Raw genomic sequence first — 18,916 nt, 5'->3', positions numbered from 1 at the left:
CGCGAACCAGGCCGGAGGGGTCGCTGTCAATGGTCGGGCCCTGAATTGTCACGCACTGCGCAGGAGAGTCAAATGGGTGTCGAGCACGTCCCTGTGCTCTCCGATGGAAGGGTCACCGCATGAATCCCCGCCTCGTCCTGCTGACGCTCGTCGCTCTCGCGGCGTACGTCTTCGGCGCTCGCGCTGGACGCGCCCGCTACGAAGAGCTGCGTCACCTCGCGCTCGGCGTGTGGAACGACCCGGCCACGAAGAAGACGCGCAAGAAGCTCAAGAAGACCTCCAAGCGCGAGGCCAAGCACTTCGCCTCCATCGCGGACAAGGCCCGCGCGAAGGTGCAGCGCTCACTCCGCTGACCGGAAGAGAACTTCACAGGACGCCCTCACGACAGGCGTCCACGCTCGCATCGGAACGGCCGGTCGAGCACGAACACGAAGGAGAAACATCATGGGCATCATCGGATTCCTCATCCTCGGACTCATCGCCGGAGCCATCGCCAAGGCGATCCTCCCGGGCCGTCAGGGTGGCGGCTGGGTCATCACCCTGGTCCTCGGCGTCGTCGGCGCGTTCCTCGGAGGCTTCATCGGCAGCGCGATCTTCGGTCGCGGTCTCGAGGAGTTCTTCGACCTGGGCACCTGGGCCCTCGCCATCGTCGGCGCCCTGATCGTCCTGCTGGTCTACGGCGCGATCACCGGCCGCAAGTCCCGCGCGTAGTCACGCGCCCCGCACCCCCGGGTGCAGGATCGAAGGCCCCCGGCATCCGTGCCGGGGGCCTTCGTCGTTCCCGCGGGCGGCGCGACGGCGCCCGTACACTGGAAGCCCTCTACCGACGGGAGACCCTGCCGTGGTCCGCGCCTCCCTCGTCACGACCGTGGCGGACGCCCTGCTCGACGACATCGTCGCCGGCGTCCTCGCGATCGGCTCCGAGCTGCCCAGCGAGGCGGAGCTGGCCGAGCAGCACGACGTCAGCCGCGTCACGATGCGCGAGGCGCTGAAGCGCCTCCAGGGGCTGGGCGTGCTCGACGTGCGGCGCGGGAAGCGGGGCACGGTCGCTCCCCTCTCGCTCTGGACGGATCTGGGCGCGATCCTGCGGGTGACCGCGCACGGCACCGACCCCGGCACGACCGAGCTCGAACTGATCGAGGTGCGCGAGATGATCGAGAGCGGAGCGGCCGCGCTCGCGGCGACCCGTCGCTCCGATTCCGACCTCGAGGATCTGGAGCGGCTGCTGGGCCTCATGCGCGCGGCGCACGACGACGAGGACGTCGCCGCGTTCGTCGAGGCCGACATCGCGTTCCACGACGTGATCCTGCGCTCGACCGGCAACGTCTTCGTCGGCACGGTGTTCGCCCCGCTCTCCCGGGTCATGCGCGAGAAGCGCGCGCAGACGTCGGCCGTCGAGCGGATCCAGCGCAACGCGATCGCGAAGCACGCGGCGGTCCTCGAGGCTCTGCGGGGCGGCGTCGCCGAGGAGGCGCGCCTCGCGATGGCGGACCACATGAAGCAGACCGCGGACGACTTCCGCGAGCACGTCCTGCCGACGCTGCGCTGAGCGGTCCCTGCAGAACCGCTCTTGACGCGGCTCCATCAACTTGTATGATATCTGCTATCAGCTACAAAGGAGTGATGATGGAAGAGTCGAGCGCCCTCGCGGGCCACCCCGAGCACGTCCCCGTCGATGCGGCCGACGTCGCGGCGGCCGTCGGACGCGGCACCCGGGTCCTGATCGTCCTGGACGACGACCCCACGGGCACGCAGTCGGTCGCCGACCTGCCCGTCCTCACGTCGTGGGAGACGGCGGACTTCGACTGGGCGCTGGCGCAGGGCGCCCCCGCCGTCTACGTCCTCACGAACACGCGCAGCCTGGACCCCGAGTCGGCCGCCCGGCGCAACCGCGAGATCGTCGCCCACGCGACGAGCGCGGCCGCCGATGCCGGCACTCCGATCGCCTTCGTCAGCCGGGGCGACTCGACGCTGCGCGGGCACTACCCGCTCGAGACCGACGTCATCGAGGAGACGGTGCGGGAGTCGACCGGCCACGGCTTCGACGCGGTGCTGCTGGTGCCCGCGTTCCCCGATGCCGGCCGCGTCACGATCGGCGGCGTCCACTTCATGCGCTCGCCGGACGGCCTCACTCCGATCGCCGAGACCGAGTTCGCCCGCGACGCGACGTTCGGCTACGCCTCCTCCGACCTCGCCGACTACGTCGCCGAGAAGACGCAGGGCCGGTGGAGCGCCGAGCAGGTCGTGCGCCTGGACCTGAGCGTCCTGCGCGGCGGAGTCGACGGCATCGTCCGCGCGCTCCTCCCCCTGACCGGCTCCGTCCCGGTCGTCGTCGACGCCGTGACCGAGGACGACATGCGCCTGCTGGCCCTCGGACTCGCGGCGGCGGAGGAGCAGGGCAAGCGGTTCCTGTTCCGCGTCGGCCCGCCGTTCGTCCGCGCCCGCATCGGGCAGGAGGTGCACCCTCCGCTCACGGCGCCGGACGTCTTCGGCACCGACGGGAGCGACGCCGTCGGCGGTCTGATCGTGGTCGGCTCGCACGTCGGGCTCACCTCGCGCCAGCTCGCTGTGCTCACCGCTCAGGGCGCCCTCGAGCGGACCCTCGAGATCGACGTGGAGGCCGTGCTGGCCGAGGACGCCGCGCACCTCGACGGGATCGTGCACGCGGCGGTCGACGCGCTCGGCCGCGGAGACGTCGCCGTGCACACCAGCCGGCTCCTCCGCCGCACGGACGACAAGGACGAGAGCCTCGACATCTCGCGCCGGGTCTCGACCGCGGTCGTGGAGGTCGTGCAGCGGGTGCTGGCCCGTCGGCACCCCCGCTTCGTCATCGCCAAGGGCGGCATCACGTCCAGCGACGTGGCCACCCACGGGCTCGGCATCCGGCGCGCGATCGTGCGCGGCCCGATGCTGCCCGGGATCGTCTCGCTCTGGGAGCCGGTCGACGGCCCCGCGCGCGGCATCCCCTACATCGTGTTCGCGGGGAACGTCGGCGACGACGATTCGCTCGCCGCCGTCGTCAGCACGCTGACCCGTCCCACCCCCGCAGTCGCGTGACCCGCGAGCACCCCCTCCCCCACTCCCCAGGAAGAAGGACCACCGTGACCACCCCCTCCTACCGCGTCGCCGTGCTCGGGCTCGGCGCCATGGGCCTGCCCATGGCCACCCGCCTCGCCACCGAGCTCACCGTGCACGGCTTCGACATCGCCGAGCCGCGGCTGGCGCTGGCCGCCGACGCCGGCATCACCCCCTTCGACTCCGCGCGCGGCGCCGTGGCGGGCGTCGACGCCGTGCTGCTGGCCGTGCGCAACGGCGCCCAGCTGCGCGACGTGCTGTTCGGCGCGAACGGGGTCGCCTCGACCCTCGAGCCCGGCGCCGTCGTCATCATGACCAGCACGGTCGGGATCGACGACGTCGTCGCCGTGGCCGCCGAGCTCGACGCGCTCGGCGTGCACCTGGTCGACGCCCCGCTCAGCGGCGGGCCCGTCCGCGCCGGAGCGGGCGACCTGCTGATCGTCGTCGGAGCGGCTCCCGAGGCCCGCGCGAAGGCGCAGCCCGTGCTCGAGCTGCTCGCCTCGACGCTGAGCGTCATCGGCGACCGCGCCGGCGACGGCCAGGCCTTCAAGACCGTCAACCAGCTGCTGTGCGGCGTGCACATCGCCGCCGGAGCCGAGGCGCTCGCCCTGGCCGAGGCGCTCGGACTCGACGTCGCCGCCACCCTCGAGACGCTCTCGGCCGGCGCGGCGGGCTCGTTCATGCTCGGCAACCGCGGACCGCGGATGCTGCAGGCCTACGACGAGGACGGCGCCGAGGTGCTGAGCCGCCTCGACATCTTCGTGAAGGACATGGGCATCGTGACCTCCGCCGCCCGGGGCTCCGGCCTCGCCACTCCGATCGCCGCGGCCGCCGAGCAGCTCTACCTGCTCGGAGCCGCGCAGGGCCTCGCCGCCGCCGACGACTCCGCCGTCATCAAGGTCCTCGCCCCGCAGCATCTCACCCCGAAGGACGCCCGATGAACCTCGCCACCGCGATCCGCAGCGCCGCGGACGCACCGATCGCCCCGGCGGTCACCCTCGACACCCCGGTCCTGCTGGGGATCGCCGCGGCGGGCATCGCCCTGCTGCTCGTGCTCATCATCCGTTTCAAGATCCACGCCTTCGTGGCCCTGCTGCTGGTCAGCGTGCTCGTCGCCGTCTCGGCGCGGATCCCGCTCGAGGACATCTTCGTGCTCGTCGCCAACGGCGTGGGCAGCACGATGGGCAAGGTCGCCCTCATCATCGCGCTCGGCGCGATCCTCGGCCGCCTGATCGAGGTATCGGGCGGCGTGCAGAGCCTCGCCGACCACTTCACCCGCGTGCTCGGCCCCAAGCGGGTAGCGGTGGCACTGACGATCGTGGCGTTCCTCGTCGCGATCCCCGTCTTCTTCGAGGTCGGCGTCATCGTCCTCGTGCCGATCATCTACGCGTTCAGCAAGGTCGCCGGGCTCAGCCCGGTGAAGTTCGGCCTGCCGATGGTGGGCCTGATGCTCGCCGTGCACGTCGCCGTGCCGCCGCACCCGGGCATCGTCGCCGGAGCGGGCGTCTTCGGCGCCGACGTCGGGCTCATCGCCCTCATCGCGCTGCCCATCTGCGCGGTACTCGGCGTCCTCTCCTACGCGGTCTCGGCGATCATGAACCGCCGCGACTACGAGCTCGCCCCGGCCGTGGCAGCCCAGCTCGCCGAGGTCGGCGGAGTCACCTCCGCGATCCGCACGGTCGGCCGCGACGGCACCGAGCTGGCCCCGCCGCGCGCCGGGCTGATCATCCTGCTCGTCGCGATCCCCATCGTGCAGATCCTCGTCGGCACCGTCGGCGCCCTGATCCTGCCCGAGGGCAGCTTCGCGCACGGCCTCAGCGTCTTCGTCGGCACTCCGGTGCTCGCGCTGCTCGTCGCCGTCGGGATCGCATTCTTCGCCCTGCCCGTCAAGCGCGGCTGGTCGCTCACGCAGACGAACGAGATCTTCGAGAGCGCGCTGCCGCCGATCGCGTCGATCCTGCTCGTCGTCGCCGGCGGCGGGGTGTTCGGAGCGGTCCTGCAGGCCAGCGGCATCGGCGGGGCGCTCGCGAGCACGCTCGACACCCTCGGCGTGCCGCTGATCGTGCTCGGCTTCGTGGTGTCGCTCGTGCTGCGCGCCGCCCAGGGCTCGGCCACCGTCGCCATCGTGACGACCGGCGGACTGCTCGCCACGGGTGTCGCCGAGGGTGGTTACACCGCGCTGCAGATCGCGATCATCACCGTCGCGGTCGGCTTCGGCTCGCTCGGACTCTCGCACGTCACCGACGCCGGCTTCTGGGTCGTCACCCGCTACCTCGGCCTCAGCGTCGCCGACGGACTGCGCACCTGGACCGTGCTCACCACGATCCTCGGCGTGGTCGGGTTCGCGCTGACCTACGTCGTCTGGATCGTCGCGGGCGGTCTCGCGTGAGGGTCCGGATGGACGACCTGATCCGCGAGCGGCAGGCGGCGGGCGGGGCGGTCGGCGCCCTCACCTGCTACGACTTCTCGACAGCTCTCGCGGTCGTGGACGCGGCGGAGGAGCTGGGCCGCGGGGTGATCCTGCTGGTCACGCCGAAGACCGCGGCCGACCGGCACGGACCGCGGTTCCTCACCGCGCTGCGCGCCCTGGCGGACGGTTCCGCGGTGCCCGTCTCGGTGCAGCTCGATCACGCGACCGACCTCGCCCTGATCCTCCGCTCCGTCGAGGCCGGTGCGGACGCAGTGCTGGCCGACGGCAGCGCTCTGCCGTTCGAGGAGAACGCGGCGTTCACGGCTGAGGCGGTGCGCCGCTCCGGAGTGGTCGTCGAGGCCGAGCTGGGCGCTCTCGCGGGCGACGAGGACCGCGCGCTCGCCTCGCTGCCGTCGGGCCGCACCGACGCGGCCCTGGTCGCCCCGTTCCTCTCCGCGGCGGGTGCGCACGTGCTGGCGACGTCGGTCGGGAACGTGCACGGGACCTACGCCGCGGAGCCCGAGCTCGACTGGCCGCTGATCGACGCGATCCACGCGGCGAGCGGGGTGCCGCTGAGCCTGCACGGCGCGTCCGGGATCCCCGAGGCCGACCTGCGCCGCGCGGTCGGCGCGGGGCTGGGCAAGATCAACATCAACACCGAGCTGCGGGCCGCAGTGCTCGACGCCGCCGCCCAGCAGCTCCCTGACTCGCGCGCGGCGGGCGACGACGTGCTGTCGCTGGAGCGCACGTGGCGCTCGGCGGCGTCGGCCTTCGCCCGCGAGGCGATGCTGCGGCTGGACAGCGCGGCCTGACGCCCGACCGGGGGTCGGCCGCATCGGGGCGGCGTTCCCGCCGTCGCTGGGACGGCCATCGCCGGCGGTCCGCCGGCTCCGAGCATCAGCTGCTGACGGCGCTCCGGCACCCGCCCCGACGTCCTCCAGCGGACACGTCCGCAATCGGAGCTTGCGCCGACACGGCCGGTGTCCCGAGAATCGGAGGTCGGCGACCGCTCCCGCGCCGAGCGGCCCGGGTGCCCCCGACCCGAAGGACGCCATGCGGCCCCGCCCCGACCGATCCCCGTCCGCACCTCGTACGTCGCCGTCGTCGTGGCTGCTCGTGGCCGCCGCGATGTCGGCCCTGGGCTGGGGCGGCAACCAGTTCATCCCCCTGATGGTCATGTACCGGCAGGTGGCCGGCTTCGAGCAGACCGAGGTCACGCTGCTGCTCGCCGTCTACGTGATCGGCATCGTGCCGGGCTTCGCGCTCGCCGGGGCGTGGTCCGACCGCTTCGGCCGACGGAGGATCATGCTGGCCGGAGTGGCGCTCGGCGCCCTCGCGGGCGTCGTGTTCGCACTAGCGGGGACGAACCTCGCGGGGCTCTGCGTCGCCCGTCTGCTCGCCGGGGTCAGCGTCGCCGTCGCGGCCGTGGTCGGCAGCAGCTGGGTGAAGGAGCTGTCGGCGGCGGCGGGCACCGGAGCGCGTCGGAGCGGCATCTCGCTCTCGATCGGGTTCGGCGGCGGGGCCGCGATCAGCGGGGTGCTCGCCCAGTGGGCGCCGAATCCGACCGTGCTGCCCTACCTCGTGCACGCCGGCGTCACGGCGCTCTCGCTGCTCGCGGTGCTCCGCGCGCCCGAGACGCGCACGTCGAGCCCGCACCGGCGCTCGCTCCTGGGCGACCTGCGCGTCCCGGCGGTCTACCGCGGCCGGTTCCGCGGCACGGTCGCTCCGATCGCCCCGTTCGTCTTCGGCAGCTGCGGCCTCTCGTTCGCCGTCGGCCCGAGCCTCGTGACCGGCGGACTCGGCACGCTCGGGATCGCGTTCGCGACCCTCGTCATGCTGATCACCCTCGGAGTCGGGACCTCGGTGCAGCTGCTCTCGGCACGCATCGACCACGCTCTGCGGGGGCGCAACGGCCCGGTCGGCACGATCTGCTTCGCGGCCGGGGCGCTCGTGCTCGCGCCGGCCGCCCTCACGGGCTCGCCGTGGCTCGTGCTCCTCGCCGCCCCGTTCCTCGGCGCCGGCTACGGCATCTGCCTGCTCTCGGGACTCAAGGCCGTGCAGACGATGGCGGCACCCGACGATCTCGCGAGGCTCACGGCGACCTTCTACACGCTCACCTACCTGGGCTTCTTCTTCCCGCTGATCATCGCGGCGCTGGTCCCGGTGACCGGGCACGTCCCGCTCCTGGTCGCCCTCGCGATCGCCGCGCTGCTTGGCGGGTCGGCTGCCGACCGCTCCGCGCGGCGACTCGTCGCGGCCGCAGCCCCGGTTCCCTCGACGCGGGCGTGACGGGGGGCGACCCCTCGACGTTCCCTGAGTGTTCAAGGGGTTGCAGCCGACAGGCCCCCGGGCGTGGACTGGACTCCTGGCCGCGGGCGTCGAGCGCGCGGCCTCCCCGATGAAAGGACGAGACTCAGTATGAGCACGGACGCCACGACGGTCCCCACGATCACCCTCAACAACGGAGTGGAGATCCCCCAGCTGGGCTTCGGCGTGTTCCAGATCGATCCCGCCGAGACGAAGGACGCGACGCTCGCCGCCCTCGAGGCCGGCTACCGCCACATCGACACGGCCGAGATGTACGGCAACGAGGCGGGCGTCGGCGAGGCCGTGCGCGCCTCCGGCCTCGACCGCTCCGAGGTCTTCGTCACCTCGAAGCTCAACAACGGCTTCCACGCCCGCGAGGACGCCCTCGCCGCCATCGACGTGACCCTCGGCGAGCTGCAGTTCGACTACGTCGACCTCTTCCTGATCCACTGGCCGCTGCCGAACGTGGGCGACTACCTCGAGACCTGGAAGGCGATGGAGGAGATCTACCGCAGCGGCAAGGCGAAGGCGATCGGCGTCTCCAACTTCCAGACCAACCACCTCAACCGCCTGCGCGCCGAGGCCACGATCGTGCCGGCCGTGAACCAGATCGAGGTGCACCCCTACCTCGTGCAGGACGAGCTGCGCGCGTACGGCGTCGAGCACGGCATCGCCACCGAGGCGTGGTCGCCCATCGCCCAGGGCCTGGTCCTCGAGGACGACACGATCACCCGCATCGCCCGCAACGTCGACCGCTCCCCCGCGCAGGTCGTGCTCCGCTGGCACATCCAGCGCGGCGACATCGTGTTCCCGAAGTCGGTCACGCGCGCGCGTGTCGAGGAGAACTTCGCGCTCTTCGACTTCGAGCTCGACGACGAGTCGATGACCGACATCACGGCGCTGGACCGCGGCCACCGCACCGGCCCGGACCCCGACACCTTCAACTACATCCCCAGCTGATGCTGCAGTAGTCGGCAGGAACGCGACCGGCCCGCCGGATCCTCGGATCCCGGCGGGCCGGTCGCGTTTCGGTCAGCCCTGCTGCGAGTCGCGCCAGGAGTGCTCGGGCGCGTAGCCCAGCACCTCCCGGGCGTGGTCGATCGAGAGCAGGGTCTCGTTCGCTCCGACCTCGCCGCGCACCTCCACACCGGGGAACACCTCGGCGATCAGCTCGTCGTTGGGGCGCGACATGACCGTGTCGGCCGCCGCGATGATGAAGCGGTCGAAGCCGGTCGCATCGTGCGCGAGCGCCTTCTCGACGGCCTGCGCGCCGTCGCGGCCGTCGATGTAGCCCCAGAGGTTCCACTTGCGCTGCAGGGCGTCGGAGTCGAACGACGGGAACTCGGCGTAGTCCGCCTCGTCCATCACGTTCGAGAAGCGCAGGCCGATGATCTTCAGGTCCGGGTGCCAGCGGCACAGCTCGATCGCGAGCTGCTCCTCGAGGTGCTTGGTGAGCGAGTAGACCGACTCCGGACGGGCGGGGTACTTCTCGTCGACCGGGATGTAGGGCGGCGGCACGTCGAAGGGCAGGCCGAGCACCGTCTCGCTGGAGGCGTAGACGACGTTGCGGATGCCCGAGCGGATCGCCGCGTGGAACACGTTGAACGTGGACAGCATGTTGTTCTGGAAGGTGGCGATGTCGGGCACGATGCCCGGCGCGGGGATCGCGGCGAGATGCACGACCGCGTCGATGCCCTCGTACTGGTCGCCCACGGCCTGGATGGCGTCGACGACCTGGCCGTAGTCGGCGACGTCGATGCGCACGAAGCCCGGGCCCCGCTCCCCCGCCCGGTCGAGGTTGTAGACGTCGTGGCCGGATGCGCGGAGGCGAGCGACGACGCTGCGGCCGAGTTTGCCGGATCCACCGGTGACTGCGATTCTCATGCCTCGAACGCTAGCGGGCCGGGCTTCACGCGAACGAGGGGTGGCGGATCAGGAGCGGGTGTACAGCGAGATCCCGTCGCCCGCCTCGGGGGTCGTCTCGTCGTCGACGAGCTCGGTCCAGCGGCGCAGCACCGCGGCTCCGGCCGCGTCGTTGACGAGGTCGTCGACCACCAGGATCGGGTACCGCTTCTCGGGGACGCCCTCGGCCGGGCGGACGTCGACGTGGGCGACCTCGTAGGCGTGCTCGTACAGCCAGTCGGCCATGGCGTAGTCGCTGCGGGAGTCGCCGACGGTGCGCCAGCGCTGCGGGATCGGCCCGGTCGCGCCGAGCAGCTCGACGGCGCGCTGGGCGCCGAGGTCCTTGCCGAGGCGGTTCGACTCGATGTCGGTCGAGATGACGGTGGGGTCGATGCGGTAGTCGACCGCTCCGGAGTCGTTCGGGTAGCGGATGCCGCGGCGCTCGACTCCGAGGCCGGCCGCAGTCATGATCTGCAGGGCGTCGGCGTCGAAGACGAGCTGGCGCGAGAGGTACTCGTCGCTGGGCAGGTCGACCAGCTGCTCCGCCGAGACCATCGCGCGCTTGGTCTCGTCGAAGAAGACGAGGTCGTCGTAGTCGGAGCGGATCATGCGCTCGAGATCACGGGCGACCGGCTCGGGGATCGCGAGCGACTCGTCGACGATCGGCTCGGACGTGCCGCGGTAGTCGACCGTGAACCACACGGCGCCCTTCTCGCAGACGCAGACGATGCGGGCCTCGGGCGAGACCCCGCGCTCCAGGAGCGAGGGCAGCACGCGCTCGCGCAGGAACGCGTCCGAGCGTCCGGTGTTGAAGACGATCGGGATGCCGGCGTTGGCGAGGCGCACGAGGTCGTCGGCGATGGCGGGGATCGCGATGGTGCGGCTGATCGGGCTGGCGATGGGGCCGTCGACGTCGAGGAGGAGGCCGAGCGGAGGCGGTGTGGAGGTCATCGGGATCCATTCTGCCTCCCCGCAACACGCCCGACACGAGCGCACCGTACGCTCGCCGCGTGATCCCTCTCCTCATCGACACCGACACCGCCGCCGACGACTGCTTCGCCCTGCTGATCGGCCTCCTGGATCCGCGCGCCGATCTGCGGGCGGTGACGATGGTCGCGGGGAACGTCGGCTTCGATCAGCAGCTCCACAACGCGTTCCTCACCATCGCGCTGGCCGGGCGCGCGGGAGAGGTGCCCGTCCACCTCGGCGCGCGCACTCCGCTCCTGCGCCCGTGGGTGAGCGCCACCGAGGTGCACGGCGACGGCGTCGGCGGCATCCGCCGACCCGAGGACTCGCAGCGTCCCGAGGAGGAGCACGCCGTCGACGCCCTGATCCGACTGGCCGCGGAGCACGCGGGCCGACTGCGCATCGTGGCGATCGGCCCGCTGACCAACATCGCGCTCGCGGCGCGGAAGGACCCGTCCTTCGTGCGGAACGTGGAGCGGCTGACCGTGATGGCCGGGTCCCTCAACGGCCGCGGCAACATCACGCCCGCGGCCGAGTTCAACGTCTACGTCGATCCGGAGGCGGCCGCGATCGTCACCGGGGCGGGCTTCGCGGATCTGCGCTTCGTGACCTGGGACCCGCTGACCCTCCGCGACGCCGTCTTCGACGAGGGCCGGATCGCCGAGATCGCCGCGGCCGCGACTCCGCTGTCGGACTTCTTCGTGCGCGCCAACCGCGCCACCTTCGACTTCGACGTGCGCGTCGGGATCGACGGCTCGACGCACCCGGACTCGCTCTCGGTGCTGCTGAGCCTGGACGAGGACCTCGTGCTCGAGGAGCGCGCGTACGCGGTGGCGGTCGAGACCGACGGGCAGCTGACGCTCGGCGCGACCGTCTTCGACTGGACGTGCACGCCCGAGACGGCGAACGCGACGGCCGTCGAGCGGATCGACGGCGAGCGCTTCTTCGCCTACGTGCGGGACCTGATGGCCACCACTCCGCCGACCCCTCCCGAGGTGCGGGCGGCGATCAGCGCCTGAGGCCGAGCGGCCCTGCACCGGCCGCCCGCACGCCCGCGACGATCGCCTCCGAGACGGCGTCGACGTCGAGGTCGACGACGAGCCGGACGGTGCCCTCGGGATCGGGGGTGAAGACGCTGAGGCCGTCCTCGACGGGGTCGCCGCCGGGAACGACGGTCACCGTGCCCGGCTCCGAGAGCGTCACGAGCTCGGGCCGCAGCATCGCCAGGACCGCGACGGGGTCGTGCGGAACGTTCCAGGTCTCGCTCCAGAAGTCCCACCACTGGCGGATGTCGCGGTGCAGCGCGGCGCCGAGGGCACCGGAGGCGGCGATCGCCTCGACCTGCTCGCTGCGCATCGCGAGGCGCTGCGTGACCTCGAGTCCGGCGACGGTCGTCGGCAGGCCGGCGCCGAAGACCACCCGCGCCGCGTCGGCGTCGCTGCGGACGTTGTGCTCGGTCGCGCCCGTGCCGAACGCTCCCGCCATCAGCCAGAGGTGGCGGACCGCACCGGCGAAGCGCGGCTCGCGCCGGATCGCCTCCGCGATGTCGGTCAGCGGCCCCACGGCGATCACGTCGACCTCGCCCGGCCGCGCGAGCACGTGGCGGAGGAGGGCGTCGACGGCCGGCTCGGCCTGCACGTCCTCGGCGTCGAGCCCGTCGTGCAGGGTGCCCTCGTGGCCCGCCCACCACACCTCGCGGCCCGAGAGGGTGTCGCGCTCCCCCGCGTGGACGTCCAGGCGCACACCGGCGAGCCCCGCGTAGCGCTGCGCGAGGCGGGCGCGCAGGAGGGTGTCGCCGTAGACGGTCGTCGTGGCGAGCAGCTCGACCTCCTCCCGCGCACCGAGGAGGACGGCGAGAGCGAGGGCGTCGTCGACGTCCGTGCCGATGTCGGTGTCGAAGACGACGAGGTGCCGGGGAGCAGTCATGGCGACAGCGTGCCACGGATCGTCATACGGACGATACAAAACGTTTTGTACGCTGGGATCCGGCGGATCGGAGACCCATGGACCTCACCTCGCGACGCGAACGCGCGACCACCTGGGTCGACCACTCCGATCCGCTCGCCCGCCTCGCCAAGGTCTCGCTGCACGACCACCTCGACGGCTCCGTGCGGCCCGAGACCCTCCTCGCCCTCGCGGCCGAGAGCGGGGCGCCGGTGCCGCGCCGCGACCCGGAGGCTCTGCAGCACTGGTTCGGGAACTTCGCGGCGCTCGAACCGGGCGCCGACTGGGAGCTGCTGTTCGGGCTGACGACCTCGGTCATGCAGACCGCTCCCCAGCTGCGCCGGGTCGCGCGGGAGTACGTCGCCGCGCTCGCCGCCGACGGCGTGGTCTACGCCGAGACCCGCTGGGCGCCCGAGAAGCACCTCGCCCGCGGCCTCTCGATGGACGAGGCGCTGGCGGCCGTGCAGGACGGGCTCGAAGCCGGGATGCGCGACGCCGCGCGGGAGGGCCGCCCGGTGCTCGTGCGGCAGATCCTCTCGATCATGCGCACGGCGCAGCACGGGCGCGAGGTCGTCGTGACCGCCCTGCGCAACCGCGACGCGGTCGTGGGACTCGACCTCGCCGGGCACGAGGAGGGGCATCCGCCCGCCGAGCACGCGGAGTGGTTCCGCCTCGCCGCCGAGCACGGGCTCTCGCGGACGGTGCACGCGGGCGAGGCCGCCGGCGTCGAGAGCATCCTCGGTGCGCTGGAGGACTGCTCCGCCCAGCGCATCGGGCACGGCGCCCGGCTCGCGGAGGACCTCGCGATCGGCGGTGCGCGGCACCCGGTGGGCGAGGTGGTCGCCGCGTGGCGCCGGGCGGGAGGCGGGGTCGCAGCGCTCGAGCTCGGCCCGGTCGCCCAGCGGATCGTCGACGAGCGCATCCCGCTGGAGCTGTGCCCGAGCTCGAACTCCCAGCCCGGCGGCGTGGTGGACACGCTCGCGCAGCATCCGATCGGACTGCTCGCCGGGATCGGAGCCGCCGTCACGGTGCATCCGGACAACCGGCTGATCTCGGCGACGAGCGTCACGGGCGAGCTGCGGCTGCTCGTCGACCGCTTCGGCTGGGGCCTCGCGGACGTCGAGCGGGCGCAGCGGACCGCGCTGGCGGGCGGGTTCGCGGACCCCGAGCTGCGCGAGCGGATCCTCGAGGAGCGGCTCGCTCCCTCCTTCGACGCGGCCCGCTGACGGCGTCTCAGGCCGCGCGCACCCGCTCCATCAGGGTGTCGTGGTCGCGCTGCCGCTGCTCCACCGCCGCCGCGAGGTCGACCGTCGTCACGGCGCCATCGCGCTTGAGCCAGCGCCCGGCGGTCATGACGTCGGAGGTGTCGAAGCCGGACGCCCCGTAGACGAGCGCGGAGTGGAGCGACTGCGCCGCGACGGGCCCGCGGTGCAGGGCCTCCACGGGGAGCGCGATCAGGTCGGCGACGGCTCCCGGGACGAGCGAGCCGTCCTCCGCGGCGCCGCCCAGGGCACGGTGCCCCCGCCAGGTCGCGAGGCCGAGCAGCTCGCGGGAGGTGATCGCGTTCGGCCGGCGCTCGGCGAAGGCCGCCAGCTTGCCGAGCGTGCGCAGCTCCTCGAACAGGTCGGCGTTGTTGTTGCCGCAGAGGTTGTCGGTGCCGATCGCGACGTTGACGCCCGCGTCCAGAGCCTGCCGCACCGGAGGGGCCGCTGCTCCGCTGATCATGGCGACGGAGGCGGCGGCCACGAGGCTCGCGCGCGACCCGGCGAGCAGCGCCAGATCCTCGACCACGATCTCGTTCGAGTGGGCGAGCAGGAGGGGGACGTCGAAGAGGCCGAGCCCGCCCATCGTCTCGAGGGCGCCGCGGCCGTAGCGCTCGCGGCAGGCGTTCTCCTCCTCCCCCGACGTGGCGAAGTGCGTGTGCAGCCCGACGCCGAAGCGGTGCGCGAGGGCGACCTCGGCCTCGATCGCCTCGACCTGGTTGTCGACGAAGAACGCGTGCGGTCCGACCCAGCCGCGCACCAACGGGTGCTCCTGCGAGGCCGCGACGAACGACTCCGCCGCGGCGAGCTCGCGGGCGCGGACGGCGTCGTCGCCGAGCTCGACGATGCCGTACGCGACCCGGGCGCGCAGACCCGAGTCCTCGATCGCGGCGAGGTACGACTCGGCGAACAGGTACTGGTCGGCGAACGACGTCGTACCGCTGCCGATCATCTCGGCGCAGGCGACCGACGCCGACGCCGAGAGGAGCTCGGGCGAGAGGTGCGCCTCGAGCGAGCGGATCGCTCCGAGCCAGCCCTCGAGGTTCAGCAGGGAGTGCCCCTCCGAGACGCCGCGGAACAGCATCATCGGCGCATGGGCGTGCGCGTTCACCAGTCCGGGCAGCACGACGGAGCGGCCGAGGTCGACGACGTCCGCGCCGCGGGGGCGAGCACCGCGCAGCGGATCGACCGAGAGGACGATGCCGTCCTCGACCGCGACGACCGCCGGGCCGAGCTCGTCGGCCTCGACATCGGGCAGCACGTGGTCGGCGACGATCAGCGTGCGCGTCACGGGGTGCTCGTCTCGAGGTCGGAGCCGGCCATGAGCGCGCCGATCTCGGCGGTGTCGAGCTCGCCGCGGGCGAACGGCCCGGCGAGGCGGCCGTCGTACATCACGACGATCCGGTCCGAGAGCGTGAGGATCTCCTCGAGCTCGGCCGAGAGGAGCAGGACGCCCGCGCCCCGGCTGCGCGCGGCGAGCAGGGCCCGGTGCACGAACTCGATGCTGCCGACGTCCAGTCCGCGCGTGGGCTGGTTGGCGATGATCACCGCGGGGTCGCCGTCGAGCTCGCGGCCGATCACGATCTTCTGCAGGTTGCCGCCCGAGAGCGAGCCGATCAGACGGCGGGCGGAGGCGCCGCGGACGATGTAGTCGTCGATGAGCTGCACCGCGAACCGGTGGATGGCGCCGCGGCGGAGCAGCCCGGCCCGATGGAAGCGCGGTGAGCGGTAGGCGACCGAGACGGCGTTCTCCTCCAGCGTCGCGCCGCGGTTGAGGCCCACGTGCATGCGGTCCTCGGCGATGTGGGCGAGCCCGGCATCACGGGCGGCGCGCGGGCCGCGACCGGTGGTGTCGGTCCCGGCGATCTCGACCGTGCCCTCGCGCACCCGGCGGAGCCCGGCGATCGCGTCGACCAGCGCGCCCTGGCCGTTGCCGCTCACGCCCGCGACTCCGAGGATCTCCCCCGACGCGATGGTGAGCGAGACGTCGTCGAGTCCCGAGTCGCCCGCGCTCACCTGCGGCGCCGAGACGCCGGACACCCGCAGGACGTCCGCCCCGGGGCTGCCCGGCGGGATGTCGGCGCTGAGCAGCACGTCGCGGCCGACCATCATCCGGGCGATCGCCGGAGCGGTCGCCTCGGCGGCGGTCATCCCGCCGACCACGTGCCCGCGGCGCATCACGACGATGCGGTCCGCGACGGCCATGACCTCGGGCAGCTTGTGGCTGATGAACACGACCGAGGTCCCGAGGGAGGCGAGTCGGCGGACGGCGCGCAGCAGGTCCTCCGCCTCGGACGGGGTGAGCACCGCGGTCGGCTCGTCGAGGATCAGCAGCCTCGTGTCGCCCGCGAGCGCCTTGAGGATCTCGACGCGCTGCTGCAGGCCGATCGGCAGGGCCGCGACCAGCTTCGCCGGGTCCACCGGGAATCCGAGGCGATCGGCGAGGGCGCCGACCTCGCGCTCCGCCGCGGCGTCGTCGATCCGGCCGTCGCGGCGTCGGGGCTCGCGGCCCAGCAGCACGTTCTGCGCGACGGTGAAGGAGGGGACGAGCGCGAAGTGCTGCTGCACCATGCCGATACCGTGGTCGATCGCGTCCTGCGGCCCCCGGATCGCGACCTCTTCGCCGTCGATCTCGATCCGACCGGCGTCGAGCGGGAACGCGCCGAACAGCAGGTTCATCAGAGTGGTCTTGCCCGTGCCGTTCTCGCCCACCAGGGCGACCACCTCGCCGGCGCCGACGTCGAGCGAGACGTCGGCGACCGCCAGGACGCCGGAGGAGGCGAAGTACTTCCGCAGGCCGTCGAGCCGGAGGAACGGAGTGGTCATGGAGGGGCCTTCCTGGTGCGGGTGCCGCGGCGGGGCGCGAGAGGGGGAGCGCAGGAGCCGCCGACCGGGGGGGGAGATCGGCGACTCCTGCGGTCGGGGAGGATCAGCCGGCGAAGGGCGAGCAGGCGTCCGAGTCGGGGTCGTTCAGGGCGTCGCAGACCTCGAACGAGCCGTCGAGGATCCGCGTCTCGTAGTCGGCGACGGTGCTCTTGGCGGCGGCCACGGGCTCGGCGAGCTCGGGGTGGGCGTCCTCGAAGACCGTGGAGCCCTCGTCCCACGAGAGCCCGGTCGCGCCCTCGGCGAGTCCCACGTTGGTGGCGCCCGAGGTGAACTCCCCCTCCTGCGCCGAGGAGATCATCGTGAGGACGTTGGCGTCGACGTGCTTCATCATCGAGGTGATGACCGTGCCGGGCGCGACGGAGTCCTGGTCGCTGTCGACGCCGATGGCGTAGAAGCCCTCCTCCTCCGCGGCCTCGATGACGCCGGTGCCCGAGCCGCCCGCGACCTGGAAGATCACGTCGACCCCGTCGCTGTGCATGTCGAGGGCGGTCGACTTGCCCAGCGCCGGGTCGTTGAAGGTGAAGTTGAGGTAGGTGCGCTGCACGGTGCAGTCGCCGCACGCCTCCTTGACGCCCTGCTCGTACGCCCAGGCGAACTGGTTGAGCCCCGGAGCGTCGCCGCCGACGACCGCGCCGACCTTCTTGGTGGTGGTCATCGTGCCCGCGACCAGGCCCGCCAGGAAGCTGCCCTCGTGGGTGTTGATCGTGTAGAGCTCGAGGTTGTCGGGCACCTCGGAGTCCTCGAGGCTCTGGTCCGGCATGCCGATCTTCTGGTCCGGGTACTGCTCGGCGATCGCGATGACGGTGTCCAGCGGCAGGGTGATGCTCAGCACGAGGTCCGGCGAGGTCTGGATGGCCGAGCGGAGGAGGGTCTCGCCCTGCGCCACGTCGGGCGCCTCGATGTGCGAGGTCGCGACCCCGAGGGTGTCCTTCGCCTCGGTGAGGCCGGCCAGGGCGGAGTCGGTGTAGGAGAGGTCGCCCGCGACGCCGCCGACCAGCGCGACGGTGTAGGCGTCGGAGTCGGGGGCCGCGGTCGAGGCGGAGCCTCCGCCGCTGCAGGCCGAGAGGGCGAGGGCCGTGACGGCCAAGGCGGAGAGTGCGGACGCCTGCCGGACGCGGCGGCGGGAGGGTGCGGGGAGGGTCATGGCTGTGTCCTTCGTTCTCGTCGGGTGCGGGGTGGGAGGGAGGGGCGAGAGGGCGGCGCGAGCGTCAGCGCAGAGCGCCGGCCAGCTGACGGCGGGCGCGGCGGGGCAGGCCGAGGGTCTCCTTGGCGCGGAGTCCCCGGTAGCCGACGAAGCCCAGCACGAGGAGCGTCGCGGCCATCGGGATGAGCTGCACGAGGACCTGGGGCAGGTCGGTGGTGCTCTGCAGGCGGATCGCGAAGGCGTCGGAGAAGCCGAAGAGGAGGGACGCCGGCACGAGGAACACGGGGCGGTTCACCGCGAGCAGCGCCGCGGTGATCGCGATCCAGCCGGCGCCGTCGGTCATGTTGCGGGCGAAGAGCCCGAGCTCGCCGACCGTCAGGAACGCGCCTCCGAGAGCGGCGAGGGCGCCGGAGCCGACCAGCGAGAGCGTCTGCACCCGCTCGACCGAGATGCCCGCGGCGGCCGCGGCTCCCGGAGCCTCGCCCACCGCCAGGAGGTGGCGGCCGGGCCGGTAGCGGAAGAGCAGGCCGAACGCGGCCGCGAGCGCGAACGCGAGGTAGACCAGCGCGTTGTAGCCGCTGAGCAGCGGGCCGAGCACGGGCACGCCCTCGAGGAACGGCAGGGGGATCGACGGCAGCGTCGCGACGTCGGGGGTCCAGACGCCCACGCCGCCGAAGAACTGCCGCATGAGGTAGATCGACAGCTGCAGCAGCAGCATGTTGAGCCCGATCGCGAAGACGATCAGGTCGACCCCGACGCGGTGCGCGAGGGCCATCAGCCCGCCGGTGAGCGCTCCGGCCAGCGCGGCGATCACGACGGCGAGCAGCTGCGACCCGGTGCCGTCGAGAGCGACGAGTCCGACGAACGCTCCGACCAGCATCTTCGCCTCGATCGCGAGGTTCAGGACTCCGGCGCGCGAGCTGAGCGCGGCGGCGAGGGCGCCGAAGAGGATCGGGGTGGTGAGCTGGATCCCGTTGTGGATGAGCTCGGGAGTCAGGAGGGCGAGGAGGAAGTCCATGC

General features: G+C 72.7%; 18 protein-coding genes. 11 read left to right on the top strand and 7 right to left on the bottom strand.

All coding sequences use genetic code 11. From position 1 onward, the window contains the following. Window positions 1–119 precede the first annotated feature (119 nt). The 9 genes from LRG51_RS15790 to LRG51_RS15750 all read left to right on the top strand — a co-directional run bounded on the left by LRG51_RS15790 (window position 120) and on the right by LRG51_RS15750 (window position 8,752). A complete protein-coding gene (locus tag LRG51_RS15790; protein WP_055791000.1) occupies window positions 120–353 on the top strand; it encodes a hypothetical protein in 234 nt (77 codons plus the stop codon). A gap of 91 nt (window positions 354–444) precedes the next feature. Further along, window positions 445–711, top strand: coding sequence for a GlsB/YeaQ/YmgE family stress response membrane protein (locus tag LRG51_RS15785; RefSeq protein ID WP_055790998.1), 267 nt, complete (start codon window positions 445–447; stop codon window positions 709–711). A 130-nt stretch (window positions 712–841) separates the two neighbouring features. After that, window positions 842–1,549: a FadR/GntR family transcriptional regulator gene (locus tag LRG51_RS15780; protein WP_055790995.1), complete on the top strand. Its 708-nt coding sequence runs from the start codon at window positions 842–844 to the stop codon at window positions 1,547–1,549. A 74-nt stretch (window positions 1,550–1,623) separates the two neighbouring features. Next, a complete protein-coding gene (locus LRG51_RS15775) occupies window positions 1,624–3,057 on the top strand; it encodes a four-carbon acid sugar kinase family protein (RefSeq protein ID WP_055790992.1) in 1,434 nt (477 codons plus the stop codon). A 44-nt stretch (window positions 3,058–3,101) separates the two neighbouring features. Beyond that, a complete protein-coding gene (locus tag LRG51_RS15770; RefSeq protein ID WP_082481274.1) occupies window positions 3,102–4,016 on the top strand; it encodes an NAD(P)-dependent oxidoreductase in 915 nt (304 codons plus the stop codon). After that, window positions 4,013–5,464, top strand: a complete 1,452-nt coding sequence (locus LRG51_RS15765; RefSeq protein WP_055790989.1) for a GntP family transporter — start codon at window positions 4,013–4,015, stop codon at window positions 5,462–5,464. Before LRG51_RS15770 ends, LRG51_RS15765 begins: the two co-directional genes overlap by 4 nt. 8 nt (window positions 5,465–5,472) lie before the next feature. After that, entirely contained in the window at window positions 5,473–6,297 is an 825-nt protein-coding gene (locus LRG51_RS15760) for a class II fructose-bisphosphate aldolase (RefSeq protein WP_230673565.1), read from the top strand. Between the two features lie 241 nt (window positions 6,298–6,538). Continuing rightward, window positions 6,539–7,774 carry an MFS transporter gene (locus LRG51_RS15755; protein WP_230673563.1) on the top strand — a complete coding sequence of 412 codons (1,236 nt, stop codon included), beginning with the start codon at window positions 6,539–6,541 and terminating at the stop codon, window positions 7,772–7,774. A gap of 129 nt (window positions 7,775–7,903) precedes the next feature. Next, on the top strand, window positions 7,904–8,752 hold the full coding sequence (locus LRG51_RS15750) for an aldo/keto reductase (protein WP_230673561.1): 849 nt from the start codon (window positions 7,904–7,906) through the stop codon (window positions 8,750–8,752). A 72-nt stretch (window positions 8,753–8,824) separates the two neighbouring features. Here LRG51_RS15750 and LRG51_RS15745 read toward each other — a convergent pair whose 3' ends face one another. Further along, complete coding sequence (locus LRG51_RS15745; RefSeq protein WP_230673560.1) at window positions 8,825–9,676, bottom strand: NAD-dependent epimerase/dehydratase family protein; 852 nt, start codon at window positions 9,674–9,676, stop codon at window positions 8,825–8,827. A gap of 48 nt (window positions 9,677–9,724) precedes the next feature. Next, window positions 9,725–10,645, bottom strand: coding sequence for a hypothetical protein (locus LRG51_RS15740; protein ID WP_230673558.1), 921 nt, complete (start codon window positions 10,643–10,645; stop codon window positions 9,725–9,727). Between the two features lie 59 nt (window positions 10,646–10,704). On the opposite strand from LRG51_RS15740, the gene LRG51_RS15735 reads away from it, so the two are divergent. Next, window positions 10,705–11,679: a nucleoside hydrolase gene (locus LRG51_RS15735; RefSeq protein WP_230673556.1), complete on the top strand. Its 975-nt coding sequence runs from the start codon at window positions 10,705–10,707 to the stop codon at window positions 11,677–11,679. Here LRG51_RS15735 and LRG51_RS15730 read toward each other — a convergent pair. Next, window positions 11,669–12,586, bottom strand: coding sequence for a nucleoside hydrolase (locus tag LRG51_RS15730; RefSeq protein WP_055790964.1), 918 nt, complete (start codon window positions 12,584–12,586; stop codon window positions 11,669–11,671). The genes LRG51_RS15735 and LRG51_RS15730 overlap by 11 nt on opposite strands. Before the next feature lie 77 nt (window positions 12,587–12,663). On the opposite strand from LRG51_RS15730, the gene LRG51_RS15725 reads away from it, so the two are divergent. After that, entirely contained in the window at window positions 12,664–13,830 is a 1,167-nt protein-coding gene (locus tag LRG51_RS15725) for an adenosine deaminase family protein (RefSeq protein WP_230673554.1), read from the top strand. 7 nt (window positions 13,831–13,837) lie between these two features. On the opposite strand, the gene LRG51_RS15720 is transcribed toward LRG51_RS15725, so the two are convergent. The 4 genes from LRG51_RS15720 to LRG51_RS15705 form a co-directional block, all read right to left on the bottom strand. After that, window positions 13,838–15,157 (bottom strand): amidohydrolase family protein, encoded by a 1,320-nt coding sequence (locus LRG51_RS15720; RefSeq protein ID WP_230673552.1) that lies wholly within the window; start codon window positions 15,155–15,157, stop codon window positions 13,838–13,840. Beyond that, on the bottom strand, window positions 15,154–16,692 hold the full coding sequence (locus tag LRG51_RS15715) for an ABC transporter ATP-binding protein (RefSeq protein ID WP_107573324.1): 1,539 nt from the start codon (window positions 16,690–16,692) through the stop codon (window positions 15,154–15,156). Before LRG51_RS15715 ends, LRG51_RS15720 begins: the two co-directional genes overlap by 4 nt. 103 nt (window positions 16,693–16,795) lie before the next feature. Continuing rightward, window positions 16,796–17,896 (bottom strand): BMP family ABC transporter substrate-binding protein, encoded by a 1,101-nt coding sequence (locus tag LRG51_RS15710; protein WP_230673550.1) that lies wholly within the window; start codon window positions 17,894–17,896, stop codon window positions 16,796–16,798. Window positions 17,897–17,960: 64 nt separating this feature from the next. Further along, window positions 17,961–18,914: an ABC transporter permease gene (locus LRG51_RS15705; protein ID WP_230673548.1), complete on the bottom strand. Its 954-nt coding sequence runs from the start codon at window positions 18,912–18,914 to the stop codon at window positions 17,961–17,963. Window positions 18,915–18,916 lie beyond the last annotated feature (2 nt).

Origin of the sequence: Rathayibacter sp. Leaf248 (assembly GCF_920939495.1) — a bacterium.
Taxonomy (GTDB): Bacteria; Actinomycetota; Actinomycetes; order Actinomycetales; family Microbacteriaceae; genus Rathayibacter; species Rathayibacter caricis.
This window is presented reverse-complemented; position numbering and strand designations above follow the sequence as displayed.

What these genes read in the sequence shown, in the direction of transcription:
- LRG51_RS15790 (WP_055791000.1), top strand. Translation starts at nt 120, where the DNA reads ATGAATCCCCGCCTCGTCCTGCTGACGCTCGTCGCTCTCGCGGCGTAC.
- LRG51_RS15785 (WP_055790998.1), top strand. Translation starts at nt 445, where the DNA reads ATGGGCATCATCGGATTCCTCATCCTCGGACTCATCGCCGGAGCCATC.
- LRG51_RS15775 (WP_055790992.1), top strand. Translation starts at nt 1,624, where the DNA reads ATGATGGAAGAGTCGAGCGCCCTCGCGGGCCACCCCGAGCACGTCCCC.
- LRG51_RS15765 (WP_055790989.1), top strand. Translation starts at nt 4,013, where the DNA reads ATGAACCTCGCCACCGCGATCCGCAGCGCCGCGGACGCACCGATCGCC.
- LRG51_RS15760 (WP_230673565.1), top strand. Translation starts at nt 5,473, where the DNA reads ATGGACGACCTGATCCGCGAGCGGCAGGCGGCGGGCGGGGCGGTCGGC.
- LRG51_RS15755 (WP_230673563.1), top strand. Translation starts at nt 6,539, where the DNA reads ATGCGGCCCCGCCCCGACCGATCCCCGTCCGCACCTCGTACGTCGCCG.
- LRG51_RS15750 (WP_230673561.1), top strand. Translation starts at nt 7,904, where the DNA reads ATGAGCACGGACGCCACGACGGTCCCCACGATCACCCTCAACAACGGA.
- LRG51_RS15745 (WP_230673560.1), bottom strand. Translation starts at nt 9,676, where the DNA reads ATGAGAATCGCAGTCACCGGTGGATCCGGCAAACTCGGCCGCAGCGTC.
- LRG51_RS15740 (WP_230673558.1), bottom strand. Translation starts at nt 10,645, where the DNA reads ATGACCTCCACACCGCCTCCGCTCGGCCTCCTCCTCGACGTCGACGGC.
- LRG51_RS15730 (WP_055790964.1), bottom strand. Translation starts at nt 12,586, where the DNA reads ATGACTGCTCCCCGGCACCTCGTCGTCTTCGACACCGACATCGGCACG.
- LRG51_RS15725 (WP_230673554.1), top strand. Translation starts at nt 12,664, where the DNA reads ATGGACCTCACCTCGCGACGCGAACGCGCGACCACCTGGGTCGACCAC.
- LRG51_RS15715 (WP_107573324.1), bottom strand. Translation starts at nt 16,692, where the DNA reads ATGACCACTCCGTTCCTCCGGCTCGACGGCCTGCGGAAGTACTTCGCC.
- LRG51_RS15710 (WP_230673550.1), bottom strand. Translation starts at nt 17,896, where the DNA reads ATGACCCTCCCCGCACCCTCCCGCCGCCGCGTCCGGCAGGCGTCCGCA.
- LRG51_RS15705 (WP_230673548.1), bottom strand. Translation starts at nt 18,914, where the DNA reads ATGGACTTCCTCCTCGCCCTCCTGACTCCCGAGCTCATCCACAACGGG.